At 64.2% G+C, this 20,382-nt stretch carries 20 protein-coding genes; 8 read left to right on the forward strand and 12 right to left on the reverse strand.

The window, feature by feature from the left end:
- Positions 1 to 81: 81 nt before the first annotated feature.
- The 3 genes from gatB to gatC all read right to left on the reverse strand — a co-directional run bounded on the left by gatB (position 82) and on the right by gatC (position 3,407).
- The gene (gene gatB / locus H146_RS0110720; protein ID WP_019951872.1) at positions 82 to 1,536 is read right to left on the reverse strand and encodes an Asp-tRNA(Asn)/Glu-tRNA(Gln) amidotransferase subunit GatB; all 1,455 of its coding nucleotides are present in this window, start codon (positions 1,534 to 1,536) and stop codon (positions 82 to 84) included.
- Between the two features lie 17 nt (positions 1,537 to 1,553).
- Entirely contained in the window at positions 1,554 to 3,029 is a 1,476-nt protein-coding gene (gene gatA, locus H146_RS0110725) for an Asp-tRNA(Asn)/Glu-tRNA(Gln) amidotransferase subunit GatA (protein ID WP_019951873.1), read from the reverse strand.
- Positions 3,030 to 3,119: 90 nt separating this feature from the next.
- Positions 3,120 to 3,407: an Asp-tRNA(Asn)/Glu-tRNA(Gln) amidotransferase subunit GatC gene (gatC, locus tag H146_RS0110730; protein ID WP_019951874.1), complete on the reverse strand. Its 288-nt coding sequence runs from the start codon at positions 3,405 to 3,407 to the stop codon at positions 3,120 to 3,122.
- A 296-nt stretch (positions 3,408 to 3,703) separates the two neighbouring features.
- Here gatC and H146_RS0110735 point away from each other — a divergent pair, with 296 nt between their 5' ends.
- The 6 genes from H146_RS0110735 to H146_RS0110760 all read left to right on the forward strand — a co-directional run bounded on the left by H146_RS0110735 (position 3,704) and on the right by H146_RS0110760 (position 12,251).
- Complete coding sequence (locus H146_RS0110735; RefSeq protein ID WP_026351915.1) at positions 3,704 to 4,741, forward strand: rod shape-determining protein; 1,038 nt, start codon at positions 3,704 to 3,706, stop codon at positions 4,739 to 4,741.
- Between the two features lie 110 nt (positions 4,742 to 4,851).
- On the forward strand, positions 4,852 to 5,721 hold the full coding sequence (gene mreC, locus H146_RS0110740) for a rod shape-determining protein MreC (protein WP_019951876.1): 870 nt from the start codon (positions 4,852 to 4,854) through the stop codon (positions 5,719 to 5,721).
- On the forward strand, positions 5,718 to 6,194 hold the full coding sequence (mreD, locus tag H146_RS0110745; protein WP_019951877.1) for a rod shape-determining protein MreD: 477 nt from the start codon (positions 5,718 to 5,720) through the stop codon (positions 6,192 to 6,194). The genes mreC and mreD overlap by 4 nt, the downstream gene beginning before the upstream one ends.
- Positions 6,195 to 6,246: 52 nt before the next feature.
- Positions 6,247 to 6,864 (forward strand): Maf family protein, encoded by a 618-nt coding sequence (locus H146_RS0110750; protein WP_019951878.1) that lies wholly within the window; start codon positions 6,247 to 6,249, stop codon positions 6,862 to 6,864.
- A 91-nt stretch (positions 6,865 to 6,955) separates the two neighbouring features.
- On the forward strand, positions 6,956 to 8,413 hold the full coding sequence (gene rng / locus H146_RS0110755) for a ribonuclease G (RefSeq protein ID WP_019951879.1): 1,458 nt from the start codon (positions 6,956 to 6,958) through the stop codon (positions 8,411 to 8,413).
- A 4-nt stretch (positions 8,414 to 8,417) separates the two neighbouring features.
- Positions 8,418 to 12,251, forward strand: a complete 3,834-nt coding sequence (locus H146_RS0110760; protein ID WP_019951880.1) for a YhdP family phospholipid transporter — start codon at positions 8,418 to 8,420, stop codon at positions 12,249 to 12,251.
- 36 nt (positions 12,252 to 12,287) lie between these two features.
- Here H146_RS0110760 and yjgA read toward each other — a convergent pair whose 3' ends face one another.
- From yjgA to H146_RS21385, 8 genes are all read right to left on the reverse strand, one after another.
- Positions 12,288 to 12,854: a ribosome biogenesis factor YjgA gene (gene yjgA / locus H146_RS0110765; RefSeq protein ID WP_019951881.1), complete on the reverse strand. Its 567-nt coding sequence runs from the start codon at positions 12,852 to 12,854 to the stop codon at positions 12,288 to 12,290.
- A gap of 45 nt (positions 12,855 to 12,899) precedes the next feature.
- Positions 12,900 to 14,255 (reverse strand): magnesium transporter, encoded by a 1,356-nt coding sequence (mgtE, locus tag H146_RS0110770; RefSeq protein ID WP_019951882.1) that lies wholly within the window; start codon positions 14,253 to 14,255, stop codon positions 12,900 to 12,902.
- 108 nt (positions 14,256 to 14,363) lie between these two features.
- Positions 14,364 to 14,633 carry an HPr family phosphocarrier protein gene (locus tag H146_RS0110775; RefSeq protein ID WP_019951883.1) on the reverse strand — a complete coding sequence of 90 codons (270 nt, stop codon included), beginning with the start codon at positions 14,631 to 14,633 and terminating at the stop codon, positions 14,364 to 14,366.
- Positions 14,620 to 15,516, reverse strand: a complete 897-nt coding sequence (gene rapZ, locus H146_RS0110780; protein WP_019951884.1) for an RNase adapter RapZ — start codon at positions 15,514 to 15,516, stop codon at positions 14,620 to 14,622. Before rapZ ends, H146_RS0110775 begins: the two co-directional genes overlap by 14 nt.
- Positions 15,517 to 15,521: 5 nt before the next feature.
- On the reverse strand, positions 15,522 to 15,995 hold the full coding sequence (ptsN, locus tag H146_RS0110785; RefSeq protein ID WP_019951885.1) for a PTS IIA-like nitrogen regulatory protein PtsN: 474 nt from the start codon (positions 15,993 to 15,995) through the stop codon (positions 15,522 to 15,524).
- 22 nt (positions 15,996 to 16,017) lie between these two features.
- Complete coding sequence (gene hpf, locus H146_RS0110790; protein WP_019951886.1) at positions 16,018 to 16,329, reverse strand: ribosome hibernation-promoting factor, HPF/YfiA family; 312 nt, start codon at positions 16,327 to 16,329, stop codon at positions 16,018 to 16,020.
- A gap of 122 nt (positions 16,330 to 16,451) precedes the next feature.
- Positions 16,452 to 17,864, reverse strand: a complete 1,413-nt coding sequence (locus tag H146_RS0110795) for an RNA polymerase factor sigma-54 (protein WP_019951887.1) — start codon at positions 17,862 to 17,864, stop codon at positions 16,452 to 16,454.
- A 165-nt stretch (positions 17,865 to 18,029) separates the two neighbouring features.
- Entirely contained in the window at positions 18,030 to 18,221 is a 192-nt protein-coding gene (locus H146_RS21385; RefSeq protein WP_156826783.1) for a hypothetical protein, read from the reverse strand.
- A gap of 323 nt (positions 18,222 to 18,544) precedes the next feature.
- Here H146_RS21385 and H146_RS20725 point away from each other — a divergent pair, with 323 nt between their 5' ends.
- Together H146_RS20725 and H146_RS0110800 are read left to right on the forward strand one after the other, a co-directional pair.
- Positions 18,545 to 18,712: a BrnA antitoxin family protein gene (locus H146_RS20725; RefSeq protein WP_083920841.1), complete on the forward strand. Its 168-nt coding sequence runs from the start codon at positions 18,545 to 18,547 to the stop codon at positions 18,710 to 18,712.
- A gap of 17 nt (positions 18,713 to 18,729) precedes the next feature.
- Entirely contained in the window at positions 18,730 to 19,656 is a 927-nt protein-coding gene (locus H146_RS0110800) for an Rpn family recombination-promoting nuclease/putative transposase (RefSeq protein ID WP_026351917.1), read from the forward strand.
- Between the two features lie 56 nt (positions 19,657 to 19,712).
- Here H146_RS0110800 and tnpB read toward each other — a convergent pair whose 3' ends face one another.
- Positions 19,713 to 19,961 (reverse strand): IS66 family insertion sequence element accessory protein TnpB, encoded by a 249-nt coding sequence (gene tnpB / locus H146_RS22460; RefSeq protein ID WP_083920842.1) that lies wholly within the window; start codon positions 19,959 to 19,961, stop codon positions 19,713 to 19,715.
- Positions 19,962 to 20,382 lie beyond the last annotated feature (421 nt).

The following is a 20,382-nucleotide window of genomic DNA, read 5'->3' on the forward strand; positions in this document are numbered from 1 at the left end:
GGCTGACGTCGATGGCGGCGCTCCGAATGCGCCAGATCGTCAACGCAAAGGGCGCCGTAGCGCCCCTGACGTCTGACGAGCCTAAAGCAGCGCGTCGAGCTTCTCTTTCAGCATGGCGTTGACCTGGGGCGGGTTGGCGGTACCGCGCGAGGCTTTCATCACCTGGCCGACGAAAAAGCCGATCATCTTGCCGCGCTTGTCCTCGCTGGCTTCGCGATACTGGGTGACCTGGGCCGGGTTGTCGGCGATCACCCGGTCGCACAGCGCCTCGATCTCGCCGCTGTCGGTGACCTGTTTGAGACCGCGCGCGGCGATGATCTCGTCGGCACTCTCGCCCTTGTAGGCCCACAGGTCAGCGAACACCTGTTTGGCGGCCTTGCCGTTGATGGTGTCGTCGGCAAGGCGCGACAGCAGTCCGCCCAGCTGCTCGGCGCTGACCGGGCTTTCGCTGATGTCGAGGCCATCCTGGTTGAGACGCGCCATCAGGTCGCCCTGTACCCAGTTGGCGGCCAGCTTGGCGTCGCCGCAAACCGCGTGAACGCGTTCGAAATACTCCGCCAGCGGCCGACTGGCGGTCAGCACGCCGGCGTCGTAGGCAGACAGCCCCAGCTCGCCGGTGAAGCGGTGGCGCTTCTCGGAGGGCAGCTCCGGCAGCAGGCTACGCTGGTGCTCCACATAGGCCTCGTCGAGCATCAGCGGCAGCAGATCCGGGCAGGGGAAGTAGCGGTAGTCGTTGGCCTCCTCCTTGGTGCGCATCGCGCGCGTCTCGTCACTGTCCGGGTCGTAGAGTCGGGTCTCCTGGACCACGATGCCGCCGTCCTCGAGCAGCTCGCTCTGACGCTCGATCTCGAAGGCGATGGCGCGCTCGACGAAGCGAAAGGAGTTGACGTTCTTGATCTCGGCGCGGGTGCCCAGCGTCTGCTGGCCGCGCGGTCGCAGCGAGATGTTGACGTCGCAGCGCATCGAGCCCTCGGCCATATTGCCGTCGGAGATGCCCAGATAGGTGACGATGGCGTGCAGCGCGCGCAGGTAGGCGGAGGCTTCCTCGGCGCTGCGCATGTCGGGTTCGGAAACGATCTCCAGCAGCGGCGTGCCGGCGCGGTTGAGGTCGATGCCGCTCATGCCGCTGTAGTCCTCGTGCAGCGACTTGCCGGCGTCCTCCTCCATATGGGCGTGGTGGATACGCACGGTCCGGGTAGTGCCGTCGGGCAGGGTGATCTCCACTTCGCCACGGCCGATGATGGGGTGCGCCATCTGGCTGGTCTGGTAGCCCTTGGGCAGGTCCGGATAGAAGTAGTTCTTGCGCTCGAAGGTCGAGTACTCGGGAATCTCGGCGTCGATCGCCAGCCCGAAGCGTACCGCCATTGCCACCGCGTTTTCGTTGAGCACCGGCAGCACGCCGGGCAGCCCCAGATCGACGGCGCAGGCCTGACGGTTGGGCTCGGCGCCGAAGGCGGTGGAGGCGCCGGAGAAGATTTTCGAGCGGGTCGAAAGCTGAACGTGGACCTCGAGCCCGATCACGACTTCCCACTGCATGTTCGCTGCTCCCTGATTCATGCCTGCCCCTCGACCGGCGGACGGCGTTGATGCCAGTCGGTGGCCTGCTGATAAACGTGGGCGACGTTGAGAAGATGCGCCTCGCCGAAGTGCGGGCCGAGAATCTGCAGGCCTACCGGACGATGATCCGTCGGGTGGTTGCCGCCTACCAGTCCCGCCGGAATGCTGATACCGGGAATGCCGGCCAGATTGACGGCGATGGTGTAGATATCCTGCAGATACATCTGCACCGGATCGGCTTTGGCGCCCAGTTTGAAGGCGGTGGTGGGCGCGGCGGGGCCCATCAGTACGTCGACCTTGTCGAAGGCGTCGAGGAAATCCTGACGAATTAGTCGGCGCACCTGCTGTGCCTTGCGATAGTAGGCGTCGAAAAAGCCTTCCGAGAGGGTATGCGTGCCGATCAGGATGCGCCTTTTGACCTCCTCGCCGAAGCCTTCGGCGCGCGAGCGCTTGTAGAGATCCTCGAGGCTGGCGGGATCGTCGCAGCGATGGCCAAAGCGCACGCCGTCAAAGCGCGACAGATTCGACGACGCCTCGGCGGGGGCGATGACGTAGTAGGCCGGAATCGCCATGCCGGTATGCGGCAGGCTGACGTCGATTACCCTGGCGCCCAGCGACTCGTAGACCTTCACCGCCTCGCGAACCGCCTTTTCGACATCGGCGTCGAGCCCTTCCCCGAAATACTCCGCCGGCAGGCCGATGCGCAGGCCGTCCAGCGGCTTGTCGAGTTCGCGGCTGTAGTCCGGCACGGCGCGCGATACGCTGGTGGAGTCGCGCGGGTCGTGGCCCGCCATGGCGTTCAGCAGCAGCGCGCAGTCCTCCGCCGAGCGCGCCATCGGGCCTGCCTGGTCGAGGCTCGAGGCGTAGGCGATCATGCCGTAGCGCGACACCCGCCCATAGGTCGGCTTGAGCCCGGTGATGCCGCAGAAGGCGGCCGGCTGGCGGATCGAGCCGCCGGTATCCGTGCCCAGCGCTGCCGGTACCAGCCCGGCAGCCACCGCAGCGGCGCTGCCGCCGGAGGAGCCGCCGGGCACCAGTTCACTGTTCCAGGGGTTTTTGACCGGGCCGTACCAGCTGTTTTCGTTGGACGAGCCCATGGCGAACTCATCCATATTGGTCTTGCCAAGGCTGACCAGACCGGCGCGTTCGAGTTTGTCCACCACGGTGGCACTGTAGGGCGCGATGAAATTGTCCAGCATGCGCGAGCCGGCGCTGGTGCGCACCCCTTCGGTGCAGAAGATATCCTTGTAGGCCAGCGGCAGGCCGGCAAGGGCACCGGCTTTGCCCTGCTGACGGGCGCTGTCGGCACGCTCGGCGGCGTTCAATGCCTGTTCACCGGTAACGCTAATGAAGCTGTTGAGCGCCGGGTCGATGCGCTCGATGCGTTCGAGCAGTGCCGCGGTCAGCTCGCGGCTGGTGAATTCACCGCCGGCGAGTCCGCGTGCCAGTTCGGCAAGAGTTCTGTCATGCATGGGGGGCTGTCGCTCCTCGGACGCCGGCGTGCCGCGCCGGCGGTCGTGTTGTCGGGTCGTCGCCTGTCGTTTGCGATGTGAGAGCGGACGTTATTCGACCACTCGCGGCACCAGGTAGAGGCCGTCGGCGGTGGCCGGTGCGATACGCTGAAAAGTGTCGCGGCGGTCCGCTTCGGTCACTTCATCGGCGCGCAGCGGCTGGGTCGCGTCCAGCGGATGCGACAGCGGCGTGACACCCTCGGTATCGACTTCGGCGAGGCGGTCGACCATCTCGAGAATGCGCGACAGATCCTCGACATAGCGCTCGGCGTCGTTATCGTCGAGGCCCAGCCGCGCCAGATGGGCGGCGCGCATTACGTCGGCGTGTTCGATTGCCATGATGCTCCGTTCCTGTAACGTTGTACCGCTTAATGTCGTGAAATCGTTTCCCACGCGCCTCGCGAGTACGCTGTGGTGTAGGGTACCAGCAGTTTCCGTGCGATAATGCGCAACGGTGAACCCGCCACGCCAAAAACCCGACGTGGCTAGAGTACGAACGGGTACATATTTTCCATGGTGTCGAGACGGTACCACAAGCGCCCTCTATATGGCAGGCGGCCAGCTTGCCGCTCTGTGGTGGCGATGGTACCGTCTGCATCCGCACAAGTTCCGGTCTGGCGCAGGTAAAGACTTTCATGTTTAAACGTTTACGGGGGTTGTTTTCCAGCGATCTCTCCATCGATCTGGGAACGGCCAACACACTGATTTATGTCCGCGGTCGCGGTATCGTTCTCGACGAGCCGTCGGTTGTTGCCATCCGCCAGTCCGGCAGCATGCGCACCGTGGCCGCAGTCGGTCTGGATGCCAAGCGCATGCTGGGCCGTACGCCGGGTAACATCACCGCCATCCGGCCCATGAAGGACGGCGTGATCGCCGACTTCACCGTTACCGAGCAGATGCTGCAGTACTTCATCCGCAAGGTACACCAGAGTACCTTTTTGACCCCCAGCCCGCGTGTACTGGTGTGCGTGCCCTGCATGTCGACCCAGGTCGAGCGCCGCGCGATCAAGGAGTCGGCCGAGGGCGCCGGCGCGCGCGAGGTTTTTCTGATCGAGGAGCCGATGGCAGCTGCCATCGGTGCCGGCCTGCCGGTCGAAGAGGCGCAGGGGTCGATGGTGGTCGACATCGGTGGCGGGACCACCGAGATCGCCATCATTTCGCTCTCCGGCGTGGTCTATTCGGAGTCGGTGCGCGTCGGCGGCGACCGCTTCGACGAGGCGATCACCTCCTACGTACGCCGCCACTACGGCAGCCTGATCGGCGAGTCGACCGCCGAGCGCATCAAGGAGGAGATCGGCTGCGCCTGGCCCGGCGGCGAGCTGCGCGAGATCGACGTGCGTGGCCGCAATCTTGCCGAGGGCGTGCCGCGCAGCTTTACGCTCAACTCCAACGAGATTCTCGATGCCCTGCAGGAGCCGCTGTCGTCGATCGTGGCGGCGGTCAAGAGCGCGCTGGAACAATCGCCGCCGGAGCTGGCTTCCGATATCGCCGATCGCGGTGTGGTGATCACCGGCGGCGGCGCGCTGCTGCGTGATATCGACAAGCTGATCGCCGAGGAGACCGGTCTGCCGGTCATCGTCGCCGAGGATCCGCTGACCTGTGTGGCGCGGGGCGGTGGCAAGGCGCTGGAGATGATCGATCAGCACAGCTTCGAGCTGCTGTCTACTGACTGATCTGTCCACCGAATGAGCCGGGCGCGGCCGGTCACGCCGGCCGCCTCGGTTCCGCGGGAGTAAGGTCTATCAAACCGCTTTTTTCGCACGGTCCCATTCCCGGTTACCGGATGATTCTGTGCGTCATACTGGCGTCCTTTCTGATGTTTGCCGACCAGCGCATGAGCTGGATGGAAGACGTGCGTGCTCAGGTGTCGTCACTGGTGGCGCCGGTGCAGTGGATCGTCAGCCTGCCGGCGCGCGGGCTGAGCCTCGCCTCGCTGGCGCTCAGTGACCAGACCCGGCTGGTCAACGAAAATCGGCGCCTTCATGAGCGGCTTGTCACCCTTTCTCAGCGCGTGCAGCGCATGGCCAGCCTGTCGGCGGAAAACGACCGTCTGCGCTCGCTTTTGCGCGCCGCACCGCGTCAGCAGATTCCGTGGATCTCGGCGGGTCTGCTGACGCTCGATAACGACCCCTTCCTGCAGCAGATGATCATTGACCGCGGCCAGCGCAGCGGCGTCTACAGCGGTCAGCCGGTTGTCGATTCGGCGGGCCTGGTAGGCCAGGTGATCTCGGTATCGCGCTACTCCAGCCGGGTGCTGCTGATTACCGATGCCAGCCACTCGGTGCCGGTGCAGGTCAACCGCAACGGCCTGCGCTTCATCGCCCGTGGCGCCGGTCAGGCCAATATGCTGACGCTGGATAACGTCCCCAACAATACCGACGTGCGGGTCGGTGACCTGCTGGTCACCTCGGGACTCGCCGGACGCTTTCCCGAAGGCTATCCGGTGGGGCGCGTGACCCGCATGGTGCGCAACGACGGTTCACCCTTCGCGACCGTCGAGGCCGCTCCCGTGGCGCAGCTCGAGCGCAGCCGCAACTTCATTTTGCTGTTTACCCACGACCAGCTGGCGCGGCGTCACGCCGAGCTGAGTCCGCAGGCGGTCAGCGTGGCGCTCGAGGTAGCACGCGCCGGCGAGTCGGGAGAGGCGCCATGAGTCGTTATCCGGTGATTATCCCGCTCTCCTTTCTGGCGGCGCTGGTACTGCAGATGATGCCCCTGCCGGAGCAGTGGCTGCTGTGGCGACCGGACTGGGCGGGTCTGGTGCTGATCTACTGGTGCACCATGAATCCGCAGCGGGTGGGGGTTTTCCACGGCTTCGCGCTGGGGTTGCTGCTCGATCTGCTGCAGGGGTCGGCGCTGGGTATGTATGCGCTGCTCTATGCGCTGATTGCCTTTCTGGTACTGCTGCTTTACCAACGTATGCGGATCTATTCGCTGTGGCGCCAGGCGCTGCTGGTAACCCTGGTGCTGGCGCTGGTGCAGCTGATTCATCAGTGGCTCAATGCGACGTTTACCGGGCGGGCGCTGCATCTCGAGTTCGTCGGGGCGGCACTGCTGGGTGGCGTGCTGTGGCCCTGGCTGTTTACTCTGATGCAGATTCTGCGTCGACGTTTCGCTGCCTTCTGATGGCGCACTGCCTGCCGCCTCGCGACGACTCATCTGCTGACAGGTTGCCGTCATGTCATCATTCGATCTGATTCTCGCCTCGGCGTCGCCGCGCCGGCTCGAACTGCTGGCCGGCATCGGTATCAGCGCCCGTGCTCTGCCCGTCGATCTCGATGAGTCAGCGCTGGCCGGTGAGTCACCGCTTGAGCAGGTGCAGCGACTGGCGCGCCACAAGGCGCAGGCCGGGTGGCATTGCCGTGACGCCGCGCTGCCGGTACTGGGCGGCGATACGGCGCTGTCACTGGAGGGGGAGTTGATCGGCAAACCCCGCGACACCGACCATGCTCTGGCGCTGCTGCGTCGGCTGTCAGGGCGTGCTCACCAGGTGATCAGCGCGGTGGCGGTGATCGGCCCGGCGGGGCTCGAGGAGGCGCTGGTGGTCAGCGAGGTTCGTTTTCGCCCGCTGGGTGAGGAAGAGATCGCCGCCTATGTGGCGAGCGGCGAGGGCGCCGACAAGGCGGGCGGCTATGCGCTGCAGGGGCTGGGCGCGATTTTCGTCGAGCGCATCGAGGGCAGCTGGTCGGCGATCGTCGGTCTGCCGCTGTGCGAGACGGCGCAGCTGCTGGCGCGTCAGGGGGTAGCCCCCTGGCGCGACGGGGAGAGACTGCGGAAGAGCGTTTTCTCATCATGACAAGGCCTGTGCAGCGACCCGCTCATGACGTCTACAGTATTGGGCTACGGCAAAGGCAGCGGGTATTGAAGTCAAGGAGTGTAGCGCGTCGATGAGTGGCGAGATTCTGATCAACCTGACGCCCATGGAGACCCGCGTCGCGGTGGTCGAAGGGGGCGTTTTACAGGAAGCCTGGATCGAACGTCGCCGCCGTCGGGGTATCGTCAACAATGTCTATCTGGGGCGCGTGGCGCGGGTGCTGCCGGGTATGCAGGCGGCATTCGTGGATATCGGCCACGATCGCACCGCTTTCCTTCACGTTCATGAACTTACGCCGTCGGGACAGGGCGAGCCGGAGCGGCCGATCGGTGAACTGCTGCGCGAAGGCCAGCCCCTGACGGTGCAGGTGCTCAAGGATCCGATCGGCAGCAAGGGCGCGCGGCTGACCGCGCAGCTGTCGATTCCGTCGCGCTATCTGGTATTCATGCCCGGTGCTTCGCACATCGGCGTCTCCCAGCGTATCGAGGACAGCGGTGAACGCGAGCGGCTGCGTCAACTGGTGACGGCGAGTGCCGAAAGCTGTGGTTACCACGGCGGTGGGTTTATCGTACGCACTGCTGCCGAAGGCGCCGATGAGACCGCGCTGGCCGCCGACATGGCGTTCGTTCTGCGGCTGTATCAACACATCGACAACGAGCGCCGCAGCGCGCAGCCGCCCCGGTTGCTTTACGAGGATTTGTCGTTGGCGACCCGGACGCTGCGCGATGTGATGCGCGACGATATCGAGCGGGTACGTATCGACTCCCGTGACAGCTTCGAAGAGGTCCATGCCTTCGCCCGCCAGCTGATGCCCGGGGTGGCGTCGCGGCTGGAGCACTATACCGGTGAGCGACCGATTTTCGATCTTTTCTCGGTGGAAGATGAACTGGCACGGGCGCTTCAGCGGCGTGTCGACCTCAAGTCGGGCGGTTATCTGATCATCGATCAGACCGAGGCGATGAGTACGATCGACGTCAACACCGGCACTTTCGTCGGTCATCGCAATCTCGAGGAGACCATTTTCAGGACCAACCTCGAGGCGGCCGGCGCCATCGCTCGCCAGCTGCGGCTGCGTAATATTGGTGGCATTATCATTGTCGACTTTATCGACATGCTCGACAGCGAGCATCAGCGCCAGGTATTGCGGGCGCTGGAAAAGGCCCTCGAGCGCGATCACGCCCGTAATCGCCTGACCGGCGTAACCGAGCTGGGGCTGGTGCAGATGACCCGCAAGCGCACTCGCGAAAGCCTCGAACAGATTCTCTGCGAAACCTGCCCGACCTGTCAGGGGCGCGGCCGTCTGCGCAGTTCCGAGACGCTGTGCTACGACATTTTTCGCGACATCGTGCGCAGCGGGCGCACCGCTTCTGCCAGAAACTGTCTGGTAATGGCCTCGGCCGCCGTGATCGACCGCCTGCGCGATCAGGAGTCGGCGCCCCTGGCCGAGCTGGAGGGCTATATCGGCGGCACCATTCGCCTTCAGGTCGAACCGCACTATGCACAGGAGCAGTACGACATCGTACTGATGTAGCGATATGCACTGGCTGCGCATTCTTGTCCGTTGGCTCCTGACCCTGTTCGCCGTACTGCTGTCACTGCTGGCCGCGCTGGTATTGTCGCTGCGCCTCGGGGTGCTGGATCAAAGTGGCGTTCAGCAGTGGTTGCTGAGCCGTGCGCCGCTGCCACAGGCCTGGCAAATGCGCTGGCAGCATCTGAGCGTCGAGCTTGAGGGGCGCGAGCTGGTGGTGTCGGTGGACAATCTGCTGCTGGAAGATGATCGCGGCCGGCGAACGCTTGCCAGCGTCGGTCAGCTCGATGCGCGTCTCGATCTGGCGGCCAGCCTGACGCAGCGGCGCCCGGTTATCGAAGGCCTCGATGCCGATCGCGTGCGCCTCGATCTGTATCAGTTCGACGCCGGCGGATGGGGCTGGCAGCCATCGCAATCGTCCTCTGCGCAGCAAGGTCCCGACTTCAGTCCCGAGCGTCTGACCGGCTGGGTCGAGACACTGCTGGCGCAGCGTCTCGATATCAATGACGCCCGGCTGCGCTTTCATCCGCTGGCAAGCGAGACGACCCCGACACTGGTGGCCCGGCGTGCTTTCGTGGACAGCACCGGCGATGAGCGACGGCTGAGTCTGCAACTGGGCTGGGACGACAGCGACGCGCCCGGCTTTACCCTGGCGGGACGTTTCGGTGCGAGCGGCGCGCTGGCGGGGCGTTTGCAACTCGGCGTCGATGCCCGCCAGGCGCTGCGCCTGGCGACACTGCTGGCACCGTCTCTGCCGTCACGGCTCGAGCCCGGCGCTATCGAGGGCAGGCTCGATCTCTGGGGGGAGTGGCAGTCGGGCGAGCTGGCGAGCAGTCAGCTGCTCATCGATGTGCCGCGGCTGGCACTCGCCGCCGGCGAAGAGCAGGCCGAGCTGAGCGGCATGCGGCTGGCCGCCGATCTGCATCGCGATGAGAACGGCGGTTGGCGCGGCGCGCTGGAGAGCGGTGAGCTGCGTCGCGATGGCCGGGCGTTGAGGCTGCTGCCGGAGGCCGCTTCGCTCGAGGCGTCGCCCGACTTTACCCGCTTCGCTCTGTATACTACCGGTTTCGAGCTCTCGCCGCTGTCGGCCCTCGCGGATCTGCTGCCGGTGTCGGACGCCGAGTTACGGCGCATGCTGGCGCAGATGTCGCTGCAGGGCCGGGTGGGTGGACTGGCGCTGTCGCGTGACGGCGACGGCCCGCTGCATACGCGGGCATCGCTGATCGATGTCAGCGCCCGACCGGTCAAGGAAATTCCCGGCTACGGGCCGATATCGGGCTGGCTGGAGGCGGACGACCTCGACGCTCGGCTCGCGTTTGCCGGTCGCGATACGCAACTGGCGATGCCAACCGTATTTCTCGACCCCTGGCAGCTCGAAAGCGTTGCGGGCACCCTGACCTTCAGCGTGGCCGACGAGGGGCGCATTCTGTTTGCCGCCGAACGGCTCAGGGCGCAGCGGCGCGGTGCCAGCGCCGAAGGCACGTTCAAACTGGTGGTGCCGCGCAGCGGCCCGGAAAGCTTCGATCTGCAGTTGGGCTTTGGTGGTGTGGATACCGATTCGCCGCGCGACTGGCTGCCGGTACGCGCCGTTGACGATCCCGAGGTCAGGCAGTGGCTCGACGGCCGCATTCACCGGGCGACCATTCCCGAGGGGGAGCTGGCGCTGCACCTGGTGTTCAACGATGACCTGCCGCAGGCGCCGGACCGCGACCGGGTGCGGGTCTCGCTGGAGGCGCGCAATGCCGCTTTCACCTTTCTGGAGGGGTGGCCGCCGTTGACCGACGTCGACGGCCACCTGCAGCTGGCAGGCGAAAACCTTGAAGCCAATCTGACCCATGCCCGTCTGCTGGGGCTCGAGTCTCACGGTGCCCGGGCGTCGTTGCGCGATCAGCGCTTCAGGGCATCGGCGCTGGTAACCGGCAACGTTGGCGAGCTGCTCGGCGTGTTGCAAAAGGCGCCGCTGGATAACGCCTCGCTGCGGCAGACGCTCGAGCAGATGGGGGCCAACGGCAGCCTGCTGGCAGCGCTCAGCCTGTCACTGCCCACCGACAATCCCGAGGCGGTAACCTTCGACGGCGACATGCGTATCGACGATACGCGTTTCTATGCCGCCCCCATGGACCTGACCATTACCGATATCGCCGGCCGGCTGGGCTATCACTATCGCCAGCAGCAGAGTTATATCGATGGTCACCTGCAGGGGCGAGCTTTCGAGGGGCCGGTACGCGCCGAGTTCGACTTTCCGCACGGCATAGCGGTCAGCGGCGAAGGTGAAGTTGCCGGGGTCGCCGGCTGGCTGGGGCTGGAGAGCATCACGCCGCTGATATTCGGTCGTATCGACTACCGCTCCGAGGTCGATTTTGGCGAAGGCGGTACCCGCATTCACGCCACATCGCCGCTGACGGGACTCAACATGCTGCTGCCAACGCCTTTCCGCAAGGCGTCGGGCAGCGAACTGCCGCTGGATCTGGAGGTGAACGTCGACGCCGGTGCCGGCGATCTGCGCGTCGGCGATCTGGTGCGAGCGCGCTGGCGCCACGACAGTAACCAGGGCCAGGTATGGCTCGAAAACCTGCCGCCCCAGGCCGAGCCCACTGCCTGGCCCGACGAGGAGCACTGGGTCATCGACTGGCGGCCCGAACGCCTTGATGTCGAGGCCTGGCAACAGGCGATTTCGCGGCTGGCGAGCGGTTCCGGTGAGAACAGTCTGAGCCGCCGGCCCAGTGCACCGGCGCAGCAGATTGCGCCCATTGAGCGTGTCTTTGTGCGCACGCCCTGCCTCGTATTCAAGGTCGGCTGCCTGGGTCACTTCGCCGGCCTCGGCGTCGTGCGCGGCGACGACTGGCATATCGAGGCGGACAGCTCTTTCATGCGCGGCGAGGTCAACTGGCGTGACGATCCGCAGTTGCCGATCATCGCCTGGGTCGATTGGCTCGATCTGACCCCCTTCAGGCGTGAACTGGCGCGGGTTGACGACAATACACCGCGGGAAGCCAGCGAGCCCGCTGCCTGGCCGGAGGGGCTGGCGGCGTTGAGCGACGGCGAGATCGATATCGACCGTATCCTGCTTGACGGTGCCACCGTGGCCAGCCTTTCCGGACGCTGGCACACCGATGACAACGGCATGCAGATCGATCCGCTGACGCTGCGCATGCCGGACCTGGATGCCGGTGGTCGACTGGTATGGGAAAGCGCCGGCGACGAGCGCAGTCTGACGCGCCTGCGCCTTGATGCGCAGTTTGGCGATCTGGCGAGAACGCTGGCGGCGCTGGGCATCAGCGATGTGATTCACACCGACAGCGGCAGCGTCGAAACGCGCATGGCGTGGCCCGGAGGGCCCTGGCAGTTCGATCTGGAAAAGGCCAACGCCGGTATCGGGATATCGCTGGGGCCGGGACGTTTGGCTTTCATCGAGTCGCGATGGGCCAACCTGGTGTCGCTGCTCAATCTGGATAATCTGGTGCGCCGGCTGCGGCTTGATTTCAGCGACGTTACCCGCTCGGGCGTCGCCTTTCAGTCGGTCGATGGGCGCGCCACATTGCACGACGGCGTGCTGGAAACGGCCGAGCCGGTGCATGTTGACGGTACCGCCACGGCCTTTTCGGTCGCAGGCAGTGTCAATTTGCCGGCACAGCAGCTCGATCTGGATCTTGGCGTGACGGTACCGGTCAGCCAGAGTCTGCCGCTGGCGGCGGTGGCGCTGGGCGCTCCCCAGGTAGGGGGCGCGCTCTATCTGCTGCACCTGCTGTTCAAGCCCTGGATCGAGCGTGTATCACAGGTGCATTACAACATCAGCGGTGACTGGACCTCTCCGCAGGTGAAGCTGGATCGCAGCGAATAGGCGATGTTGTGCGCCTGATTTCGCCTGATCGCGGTGTCAGGCCTCGGCGTGATCGCGGATCAGCCGGAACAGTTTGCGTGCGCTGACCGGCGGCTTGCCGGCATCGCGTTCGGCGCGGGCGTTGCGCACCAGCTGGCCCAGCGCCTGGCGGTCGACGTTCGGGTAGAGAGCGACGAATTCGGTAATCACGTCGCCTTCGCCCTCGATCAGGCGGTCGCGCCACTGCTCGAACTGGTGAAAGCGCAGCTCACGCTGGCGTTTCTCCCGCGCCATCGCCTCCATTTCGGCGCGAATGGCGTCGACATCCTCGTGACGCATGACCTTGCCGACATAGTGCAGATGGCGGCGCTGCGCCTCACGCGCGGTGATGCGGTGGCTCTCGTCGATCGCCGTCAGCATGTCATCGGAAAGCGGCAGGCGTGCGCGCTGAGCCTCCGGCAGGGCGATGATCGCCTCGCCCAGCTCGCGCAGCGCCTCGGCCTGGTGTTTGAGGCGCGTCTTGTTGGGTCGGCCGTTGTCGTGATAAAGCGATTCGTCGCGCTGTTCGTCGAGCAGGCGGCGCTCTTCCTCCTGCTGGAGGCGGCGGGAAGACTTTCTTGCCATATCGAATATCCATGAAAGTGGAGCGGGCGGCCGTGGCGCCTCGCGTCAGAAATAAAAGATGGTGGCCAGGCCCAGCAGGGCGACGAAACCGACGATATCGGTAATGGTCGTCAGCAGCACGCCGCCGGAGAGCGCCGGATCGATGGCAAGTTTCTTGAGCGCTATCGGTATCAGAGTGCCGATCAGCGCGGCCACCATCAGGTTGATCACCATCGCCATGGCGATAATGCCCCCCAGCAGGTAGTCCTGAAAACGGGCTATGGCCATGACGGCCACTACCACCGCCCAGACGAGGCCGTTGAGAGTGCCGGCCATCAGCTCGCGCACCAGCAACCAGCGAACATTGGCGCCCGACACGTGGCCCAGCGAGATGCCGCGAATCAGCACCGTCAGGGTCTGCGAGCCGGCGATACCGCCCATGCTGGAGACGATCGGCATCAGCACGGCCAGCGCGGCGATCTGTTGAATGGTGTCCTCGAAAAAGCCGATGGCGATCGACACCACGGTGGCCGCCAGCAGGTTGATACCCAGCCATACGGCGCGCCGTCGGCTGGTGCGCAGCACCGGCGCAAAGGTGTCCTCTTCATCTTCCAGGCCGCCCATGTTCATCATGGTCTGAGCGGCGTTTTCGCGGATGACGTCCACCACGTCGTCGATGGTGATTCGTCCCAGCAGGCGGTTGTCGAGACTGATGACCGGTGCCGAGATCAGGTCCTGGCGTTCGAATACGCTGGCGACCTCATCTTCATGGGTGAGGGCGTTGATGGTGACGATATCGGTATCCATCACCTCGCGTACGGTAACGCTTGGATCGCTGACCAGAATGCGATTGATCGGCAGGGCACCGATCAGCTCGAAGCGGCGGCTGACCACCAGCAGATTGTCGGTGGACTCCGGCAGCCGCTTGTGGCGGCGCAGATAGCGCAGTACCACCTCGAGGCTGACATCTGCACGGATGGTCACGGTATTGGTGTCCATCAGGCCGCCGGCGGTGTCCTCCGGATAGGAGAGCACCGCTTCCAGCCGCGCGCGCCGCTCGACGGGCATGACGTCGAGCACTTCCTGCAGTCTGGCGTAGGGCAGTTGTTGCAGCAGGTCGGCGGCGTCGTCGTTGTCGAGCGGTTCGGTCGCCTCGACCACCCGCGGCGCATCCATGTGGGTCAGAAACGTGCCCTGGATGTCCTCGTTGAGGTACTGCAGCACCTCGCCCTGGGCGGCGATATCGACCTGCTCCCACAGCAGCTCGCGTTCGCGCGGCGGCGTTGACTCCAGTACTCGAGCAACATCCACCGGTGCCAGGCCGCGGTTGAGCAGGCGTCGCACCTGGTCCATGGCGCCGCTGTCGAGCGCCTCGGCAAGGCGCTCGAGGCGAGTTTGAAACTTGTCCGGATGGTGACTCATCGCCGCTCGTTCCGAGAGAGTAGGGGCCCTGAAAGGCGCTCATTCCAGCAGAGGGCGGAATGAAAACCGTGGAGAAGTCGCGAAGATGACGCCGTTGGCGAAACCTGCTCAGTGGTCTTCGTAAAAGCGTGCCTCGAACAGCTCGACGATCGCCTGCATGGTCTGTTCGGCGTCGTCGCCCTCCACCGTGACGGTCAGTACGCTGGTGCAGGGGGCGGCAAGCATCAAAAGCGACATGATGTTGGCGGCGTCGGCGCTGCGCTCGCCGTGATAAACCGTGACGCGGGCATTCCAGGGTTGGCAGCACTGGACCAGCCGGGTAGCGGCACGGGCGTGCAGGCCGCGTCGGTTGGTCAGCGTCAGCTCACGTTGCAGCATCGCGGCGTTCTTCGACAGGGCTCTGCACGGTCAATTCGCGATGACGCACGCGTACGGTGGGGAAGCGCTCGGCAAAATGGTCGCCCAGCCGCTCGACCAGATAGACCGAGCGGTGCTGTCCGCCGGTGCACCCCACCGCCACGGTAAGGTAACTGCGGTGGCTGTCGCGGTAGGCGGGCAGCCAGCGCTCCAGCCAGCCGCGGATGTCGTCGAACATGGCCTTGACCTCCTCGTGGGACTCCAGAAAGGCCACGACGTCGGCATCGCGTCCGGTGCTGGCACGCAGCCGTGGATCCCAGTAGGGGTTGGGCAGGCAGCGGGCGTCGAAAACCAGATCGGCGTCCGGCGGTACACCGCGCTTGAAACCGAAGGATTCCAGCGTCAGGGTCAGTTCGTTGGCTTCGTGGCGCGCGACCTGTTCGCTGATTCGGCGACGCAGATCATGCACCGACTGCTGTGAGGTGTCGATGATCAGGTCGGCGGTATGACGGATGGGCGACAGAAACTGATGCTCTGATTCGATCGCCTCGGCGAGAGTCATCTGCGTGCCGCGGGTCAACGGATGGCGGCGCCGGGTGGCGGCGTAGCGCTCCAGCAGAACGCGAGAATCGGCGGTCAAGTAGACCACCTGGCAATGAATGCCGCGCCCGGTGATGTTATCCAGATGCTGCGGGAAACGTTCCAGCGCGTCGGGCAGATTGCGTGCGTCGATGCTGACCGCAACCCGGCTGCGATGAGGACTGCCGGCCTGCAGTTCGTCGATGAGCGGCGACAGCAGCATGGCCGGCAGATTATCGATGGCGTAAAAGCCCTGATCCTCCAGCGCCTGCAGGGCGATCGACTTGCCCGAACCGGAACGGCCGCTGATGATCACCAGTTCCATGGTGCTCAACCCCTGCCCGAGAGCTGATGGATGGCGTTGGTCAGGGTGTCATGCAGCGACGGCTGGTCGCTGGCGGCACGCAGCGCATGGCGGGTATCGGCGTTGTTCATCACCTCGGCGATCTGCGCCAGCAGTGACAGATGGGAATCCTCGGCGGCTTCGGGAACGAGCAGCACGAACAGCATATCGACCGGCTCGCCGTCGATGGCGTCGAAGTCGACCGGGTTTTTAAGGCGCATGAAACTCGCCAGCGGCTGGCGGCAGTGGGCGTTGCGGGCGTGGGGAATGGCGACGCCATTGCCCACGCCGGTACTCCCCAGACGCTCCCGGCTGATCAGGCGGGAAAAAATCTCCTGGCCGTCGAGGCTGGGGGTGTTCTGCGCGATAAAACTGCTGAAGAACTCCAGCACGCGCTTTTTGCTGCCCCCCTCGACGTTATAGAGCGTACGCTCGAGCGGCAGTATCTGGTCGAGATTCATGAGCGGAAGTGAGATCCCTGGACTAGAGGTATTTACCGTTACCCTGGGCGCGTGCCTGGGTTTTCTCCTTGTGCTTGACCAGCTGACGGTCAAGCTTCTCGGTGAGGGCGTCGATGGCGACGTATAGATCGTCCTGCTCGGCCTGGGCATGCAGCTCGGCGCCAGCGGCGTGCAGGGTGGCGGCGGCCTGCTGACGCTCCTTTTCGACCGACAGGGTCACCTGCACGTTGGTGATGTTGTCGTAGTGCCGCTCCAGCTTGGTGAACTTCTGATTGACATGAGCGCGCAGTGCATCCGTCAGTTCGATGTGGTGTCCGGTGATATTGACCTGCATGGCTGGCTCCCCTCAGTCGGAAATTATCCGGCGACGCGAGACCGCGCTGCCGAATCAGCAAGCCCGATGGCTGCTCTGTGATTGTAACGCTTTTCGCGGTGGCGCAAACCCCGCTTTTGGTGTCAGGCCAACCGCTTGCGTTCACTTGAAGATGGAATGCCCATCGCCTCACGGTATTTGGCCACGGTGCGACGCGCGACCACGATGCCATTGTCGGCCAGCAACTGCACCAGACGCGCGTCGGAGAGGGGCCGTCGCGGCGTTTCATCGCCGATCAGCTTGCGGATGCGCGCGCGAATGGCGGTGCTGGCATGGGTGTCGCCCTGCTGGCCGACCTGGCTCGAGAAGAAGTACTTGAGTTCGACCACGCCGCGCGGGGTATGGATGTATTTGCGGGTCGTCACTCGCGAGATGGTGGATTCGTGCATCTCCACGGCGCGGGCGATATCGGCGAGGATCATGGGCTTGAGCGCTTCCTCGCCGCCTTCGATGAAGTCGGCCTGGCGCGCCATGATTTCGCTGCCCACCCGCAACAGGGTTTCGTTGCGGCTCGACAAACTCTTGAGCAGCCAGCGCGCCTCCTGCAGGTGCTGTTTGAGAAAGGTGTTGTCGTCGCTTTTATCGGCGCGGCGGATCAGTGCGGCATAGTCGGGCTGGATGCGCAGCCGCGGCAGGGCATGGTGATTGAGTTCGACCTGCCAGCCCAGTTCGCGATGGTAGTGCAGCACCAGATCGGGTACGACATGATGCTGGTCGACGTTCTCGAAGGCGTGGCCAGGATGTGGCGATAGAGCACGAATGGTGGCGATGACGTCATCGAGGGCGTTGTCATCCAGCCCCAGCCGGCGCTTCAGCATACGGCGGTCGTTGCTGCCCAGCGCTTCCAGAAACTGGCGCACCAGACGGCGCGTCTGGGCAAGCCAGGGCGTGTCGGCGGGCAGCTGGTCGAGCTGTATCAGCAGGCACTCGCGCAGATCGCGCGCAAACACCCCGGCCGGCTCGCACTGCTGCAGGGTGATCAGCACCCGTTCTGTCTCGGCGACGCGCAGGCCGCTCATGCCCTGCTGGCGCAGTCCCTCCGTGATGTCATCGAGTGTGCTGTCGAGATAGCCGCTGACGTTAACGGCATCGAGCAGGGCCGCGGCAACGCGGCGTTCGCGCTCATCGAGCGACAGCAGCGCGATCTGCTGGCGCAGATGGTCACACAGGTTGGCATCGGCGGCATTATGCTCTACGCCGGAGAGCCCTTCGGGCGCTGCCGAGCCGCCGCCGGCATCGGCGTAGATGTCGTCCCAGCGTGCGTCGAGCGGGTAGTCGTCGGGAATGTCCTGCGACCACTCCGCTTCGCTTTCCGCCTGCACCTCTTCGAAGCCGGCGTCGTCTTCGAGCTCCAGCATCGGATTGCTCTCCAGCGCTGTCTGGATCTCCTGCTGCAGATCCAGCGTCGACAGCTGCAGCAGGTGAATCGCCTGCTGCAACTGGGGCGTCATGGTGAGCTGAGTTCCGACGCGAAGCTGTAGCGAGGTTTTCATCATGGGCGCGTCAATCCGATGGTTACCTTTCGGTAACACGCTAGCCAGTCAGACGCCGCCATGCAATAGGCAAAAGTGAAACGTGAAGCAATTTTTATGCCAGCGGGCAGGAGGATGCTATTGGCCGGACGCTGTAGCCAACTGGCATTTGCCGGTAACGCCGCGCGCCTATCGCCTTATGTTGACTGCCAGCTTCTCGACCAGACTGGCCCGACGGGAGTCCAGCTTGTGGTAGCTGCAGTGCGGACACTGGCGGAAATAGTCCACGCCATGAACCACTGCATCGCTGGCGGGTCTGGTGGTCTTGTGCCAGCCACAGGCGGGACAGGAGAAGTGTAGCGGGATAGGCGAGGTAGGCATAAGGGCGCTCCTTTGGAATGGGACACTGAGTGCATTATGCCGGTGCAGGCGACAATTCGTGTCGCGGGGCGGTATTGGCAGGGTATAAACATCAGATGTCCCTGATGTGGATGGATACGCGCGGCAGGAGTGAACTCAGTGCGCTCTCGCCCTATCGTTGGCGTAATCATCATCGCATCAAAAAACTGAATCAGATCCTCCAGCGCTTTGGGTGCACGTCGGTAGCCGCTCGGCCTGGCGGATGACATGACGCCAGGGGCACGCGAAATACCGGTATTGCCGTCTACTTCTGTGACCTGCAAAGCCCGTGGCAGACAGGCACCATGCGGCTCTCCCCCGAGGTGGTGCAACACTTCAAGGATCAGGGGCCCGGATGGCAGACCCGCATCGACCCGGCACGCAAACAGTACATGCACGAGCATGAGTCGCCGGGTTCACCAGTGGTAGAAATTGCGCTGGAACAGCGCCAGAAGGTTAGCTCAACGGTATGAGGTGGTAGGCTTGCCGAATGAAAAACCCAACTCCGACACCCCATGACGCCGCTTTCAGGGCTGTCATGTCGCACCCCGAGAGCGCACGGGACTTTCTCGCTATCCACCTGCCGGTGGTACTGCGCGAGGTGTGCGATCTGGCGACGCTACAGCTGGCTCCCGGCTCCTTTCTGGAGGATGACCTGCGCCCCTACTGTTCCGATGTGCTCTATTCGCTCGACACCGCGGCCGGTGACGGTTATGTCTACTGCCTCATCGAGCATCAGAGCACGGCGGACCGGCATATGGCCTTCCGCCTGATGCGCTACGCCATTGCAGCCATGCAGCAGCACCTGGCCGCAGGGCACGAGCAACTGCCGCTGGCCATTCCCCTGCTGTTTTATCATGGCGAACGCAGTCCCTATCCGTACGCCATGAACTGGCTGCAGGGGTTTGACGATCCAGCGCTGGCTGGACAGCTCTACGGCAATGCTTTTCCATTGATCGACATCACCGTGACGCCGGATGACGAGATCCTGCAGCACCGCCGGGTGGCCCTGCTCGAACTGCTGCAGAAACACATTCGCAACCGCGACCTGGCCGAACTGGTCGAGCAGATAGTCACGCTGTTAATGGCGGGATACACTGATGGCAGTCAACTGCAGGCGTTGCTCAACTACATGCTGCAGGCAGGCGAGACCCGCGCTCCTGCCGAACTGTTGGCCACACTGGCGTCGCGGGTGCCGGCACAGGGAGACACACTCATGACCATTGCAGAACAGCTGAAGGCTGAAGGCGAGCAGCACGGCATCCTGAAGGGCCGCCAGGAAGGCCGTCAGGAAGGTGCTTTGCAGGTGGCGCGTAACCTTGTTGCTCAGACCTCGATGGATGACACGACGATTGCCGGCGTCGCCGGCCTCGACATCGAACAGGTCCGGCAGATTCGGCGTGAGGCCGGGCAGTAACTCTGGCGAACTGTTGGTCACACTGGTGTCGCGGGTGCTGGCACAGGGAGACACACTCATGGCCTGTTGCAGAACGGCTGGCGGTGTCGCATTCCAGGCGCTTTGGCCACTGTGAACCGCTCGCGCTCCAGGCGCTTGTACCAGACCACGAAGCCGTTGCGCTCCCAATGGAGCAGCTTCACCTTGTCGCGCTGGCGATTCCGCGGCCTCGAAGGGATCAAGCTCCATCGCTTCCTGCACCAGAAGGGCCCGATCATCGATTTGCTTGCGCATGTCGACCGCCCCGCACGGGTTGTAGAGCGCATTTCAAAACACTGCCATGTACCAGTAGCCGAGGAGAGGTTGAAACAAGGGTCTATCGCTATGGCCGGAAAAAACTCCCTGATTTTCCGCCGTTCCCGCCATCCATAGCGGTCAGATAGCGATAGTAGCGCCCATGGAGGGGTTCATAGCGCCCTTGTGGCAACCTGCTCCCGGTGGCAGAAGCCGGTTCCGGAACGCACTCTTAGTATACTTTTCAAGCTAGCAGCCTGTCGGACTTTCCACGCCGGGCATGAGATAATACCGACATCCATCTGATCCCGGATCCGCCATGAGCCACTTCCGCCCTGTCGATCGCCACACGCCCTATCTGCTTCCGCCATCCGTTGATGAGTGGTTGCCTCAGGATCATCTGGCGCGCTTCATCGTCGAGGTCGTCGACGGCCTCGATCTGCGCGCGATGGT

It is taken from the genome of Kushneria aurantia DSM 21353, from assembly GCF_000382245.1.
In the GTDB taxonomy this organism is placed as follows: Bacteria; Pseudomonadota; Gammaproteobacteria; order Pseudomonadales; family Halomonadaceae; genus Kushneria; species Kushneria aurantia.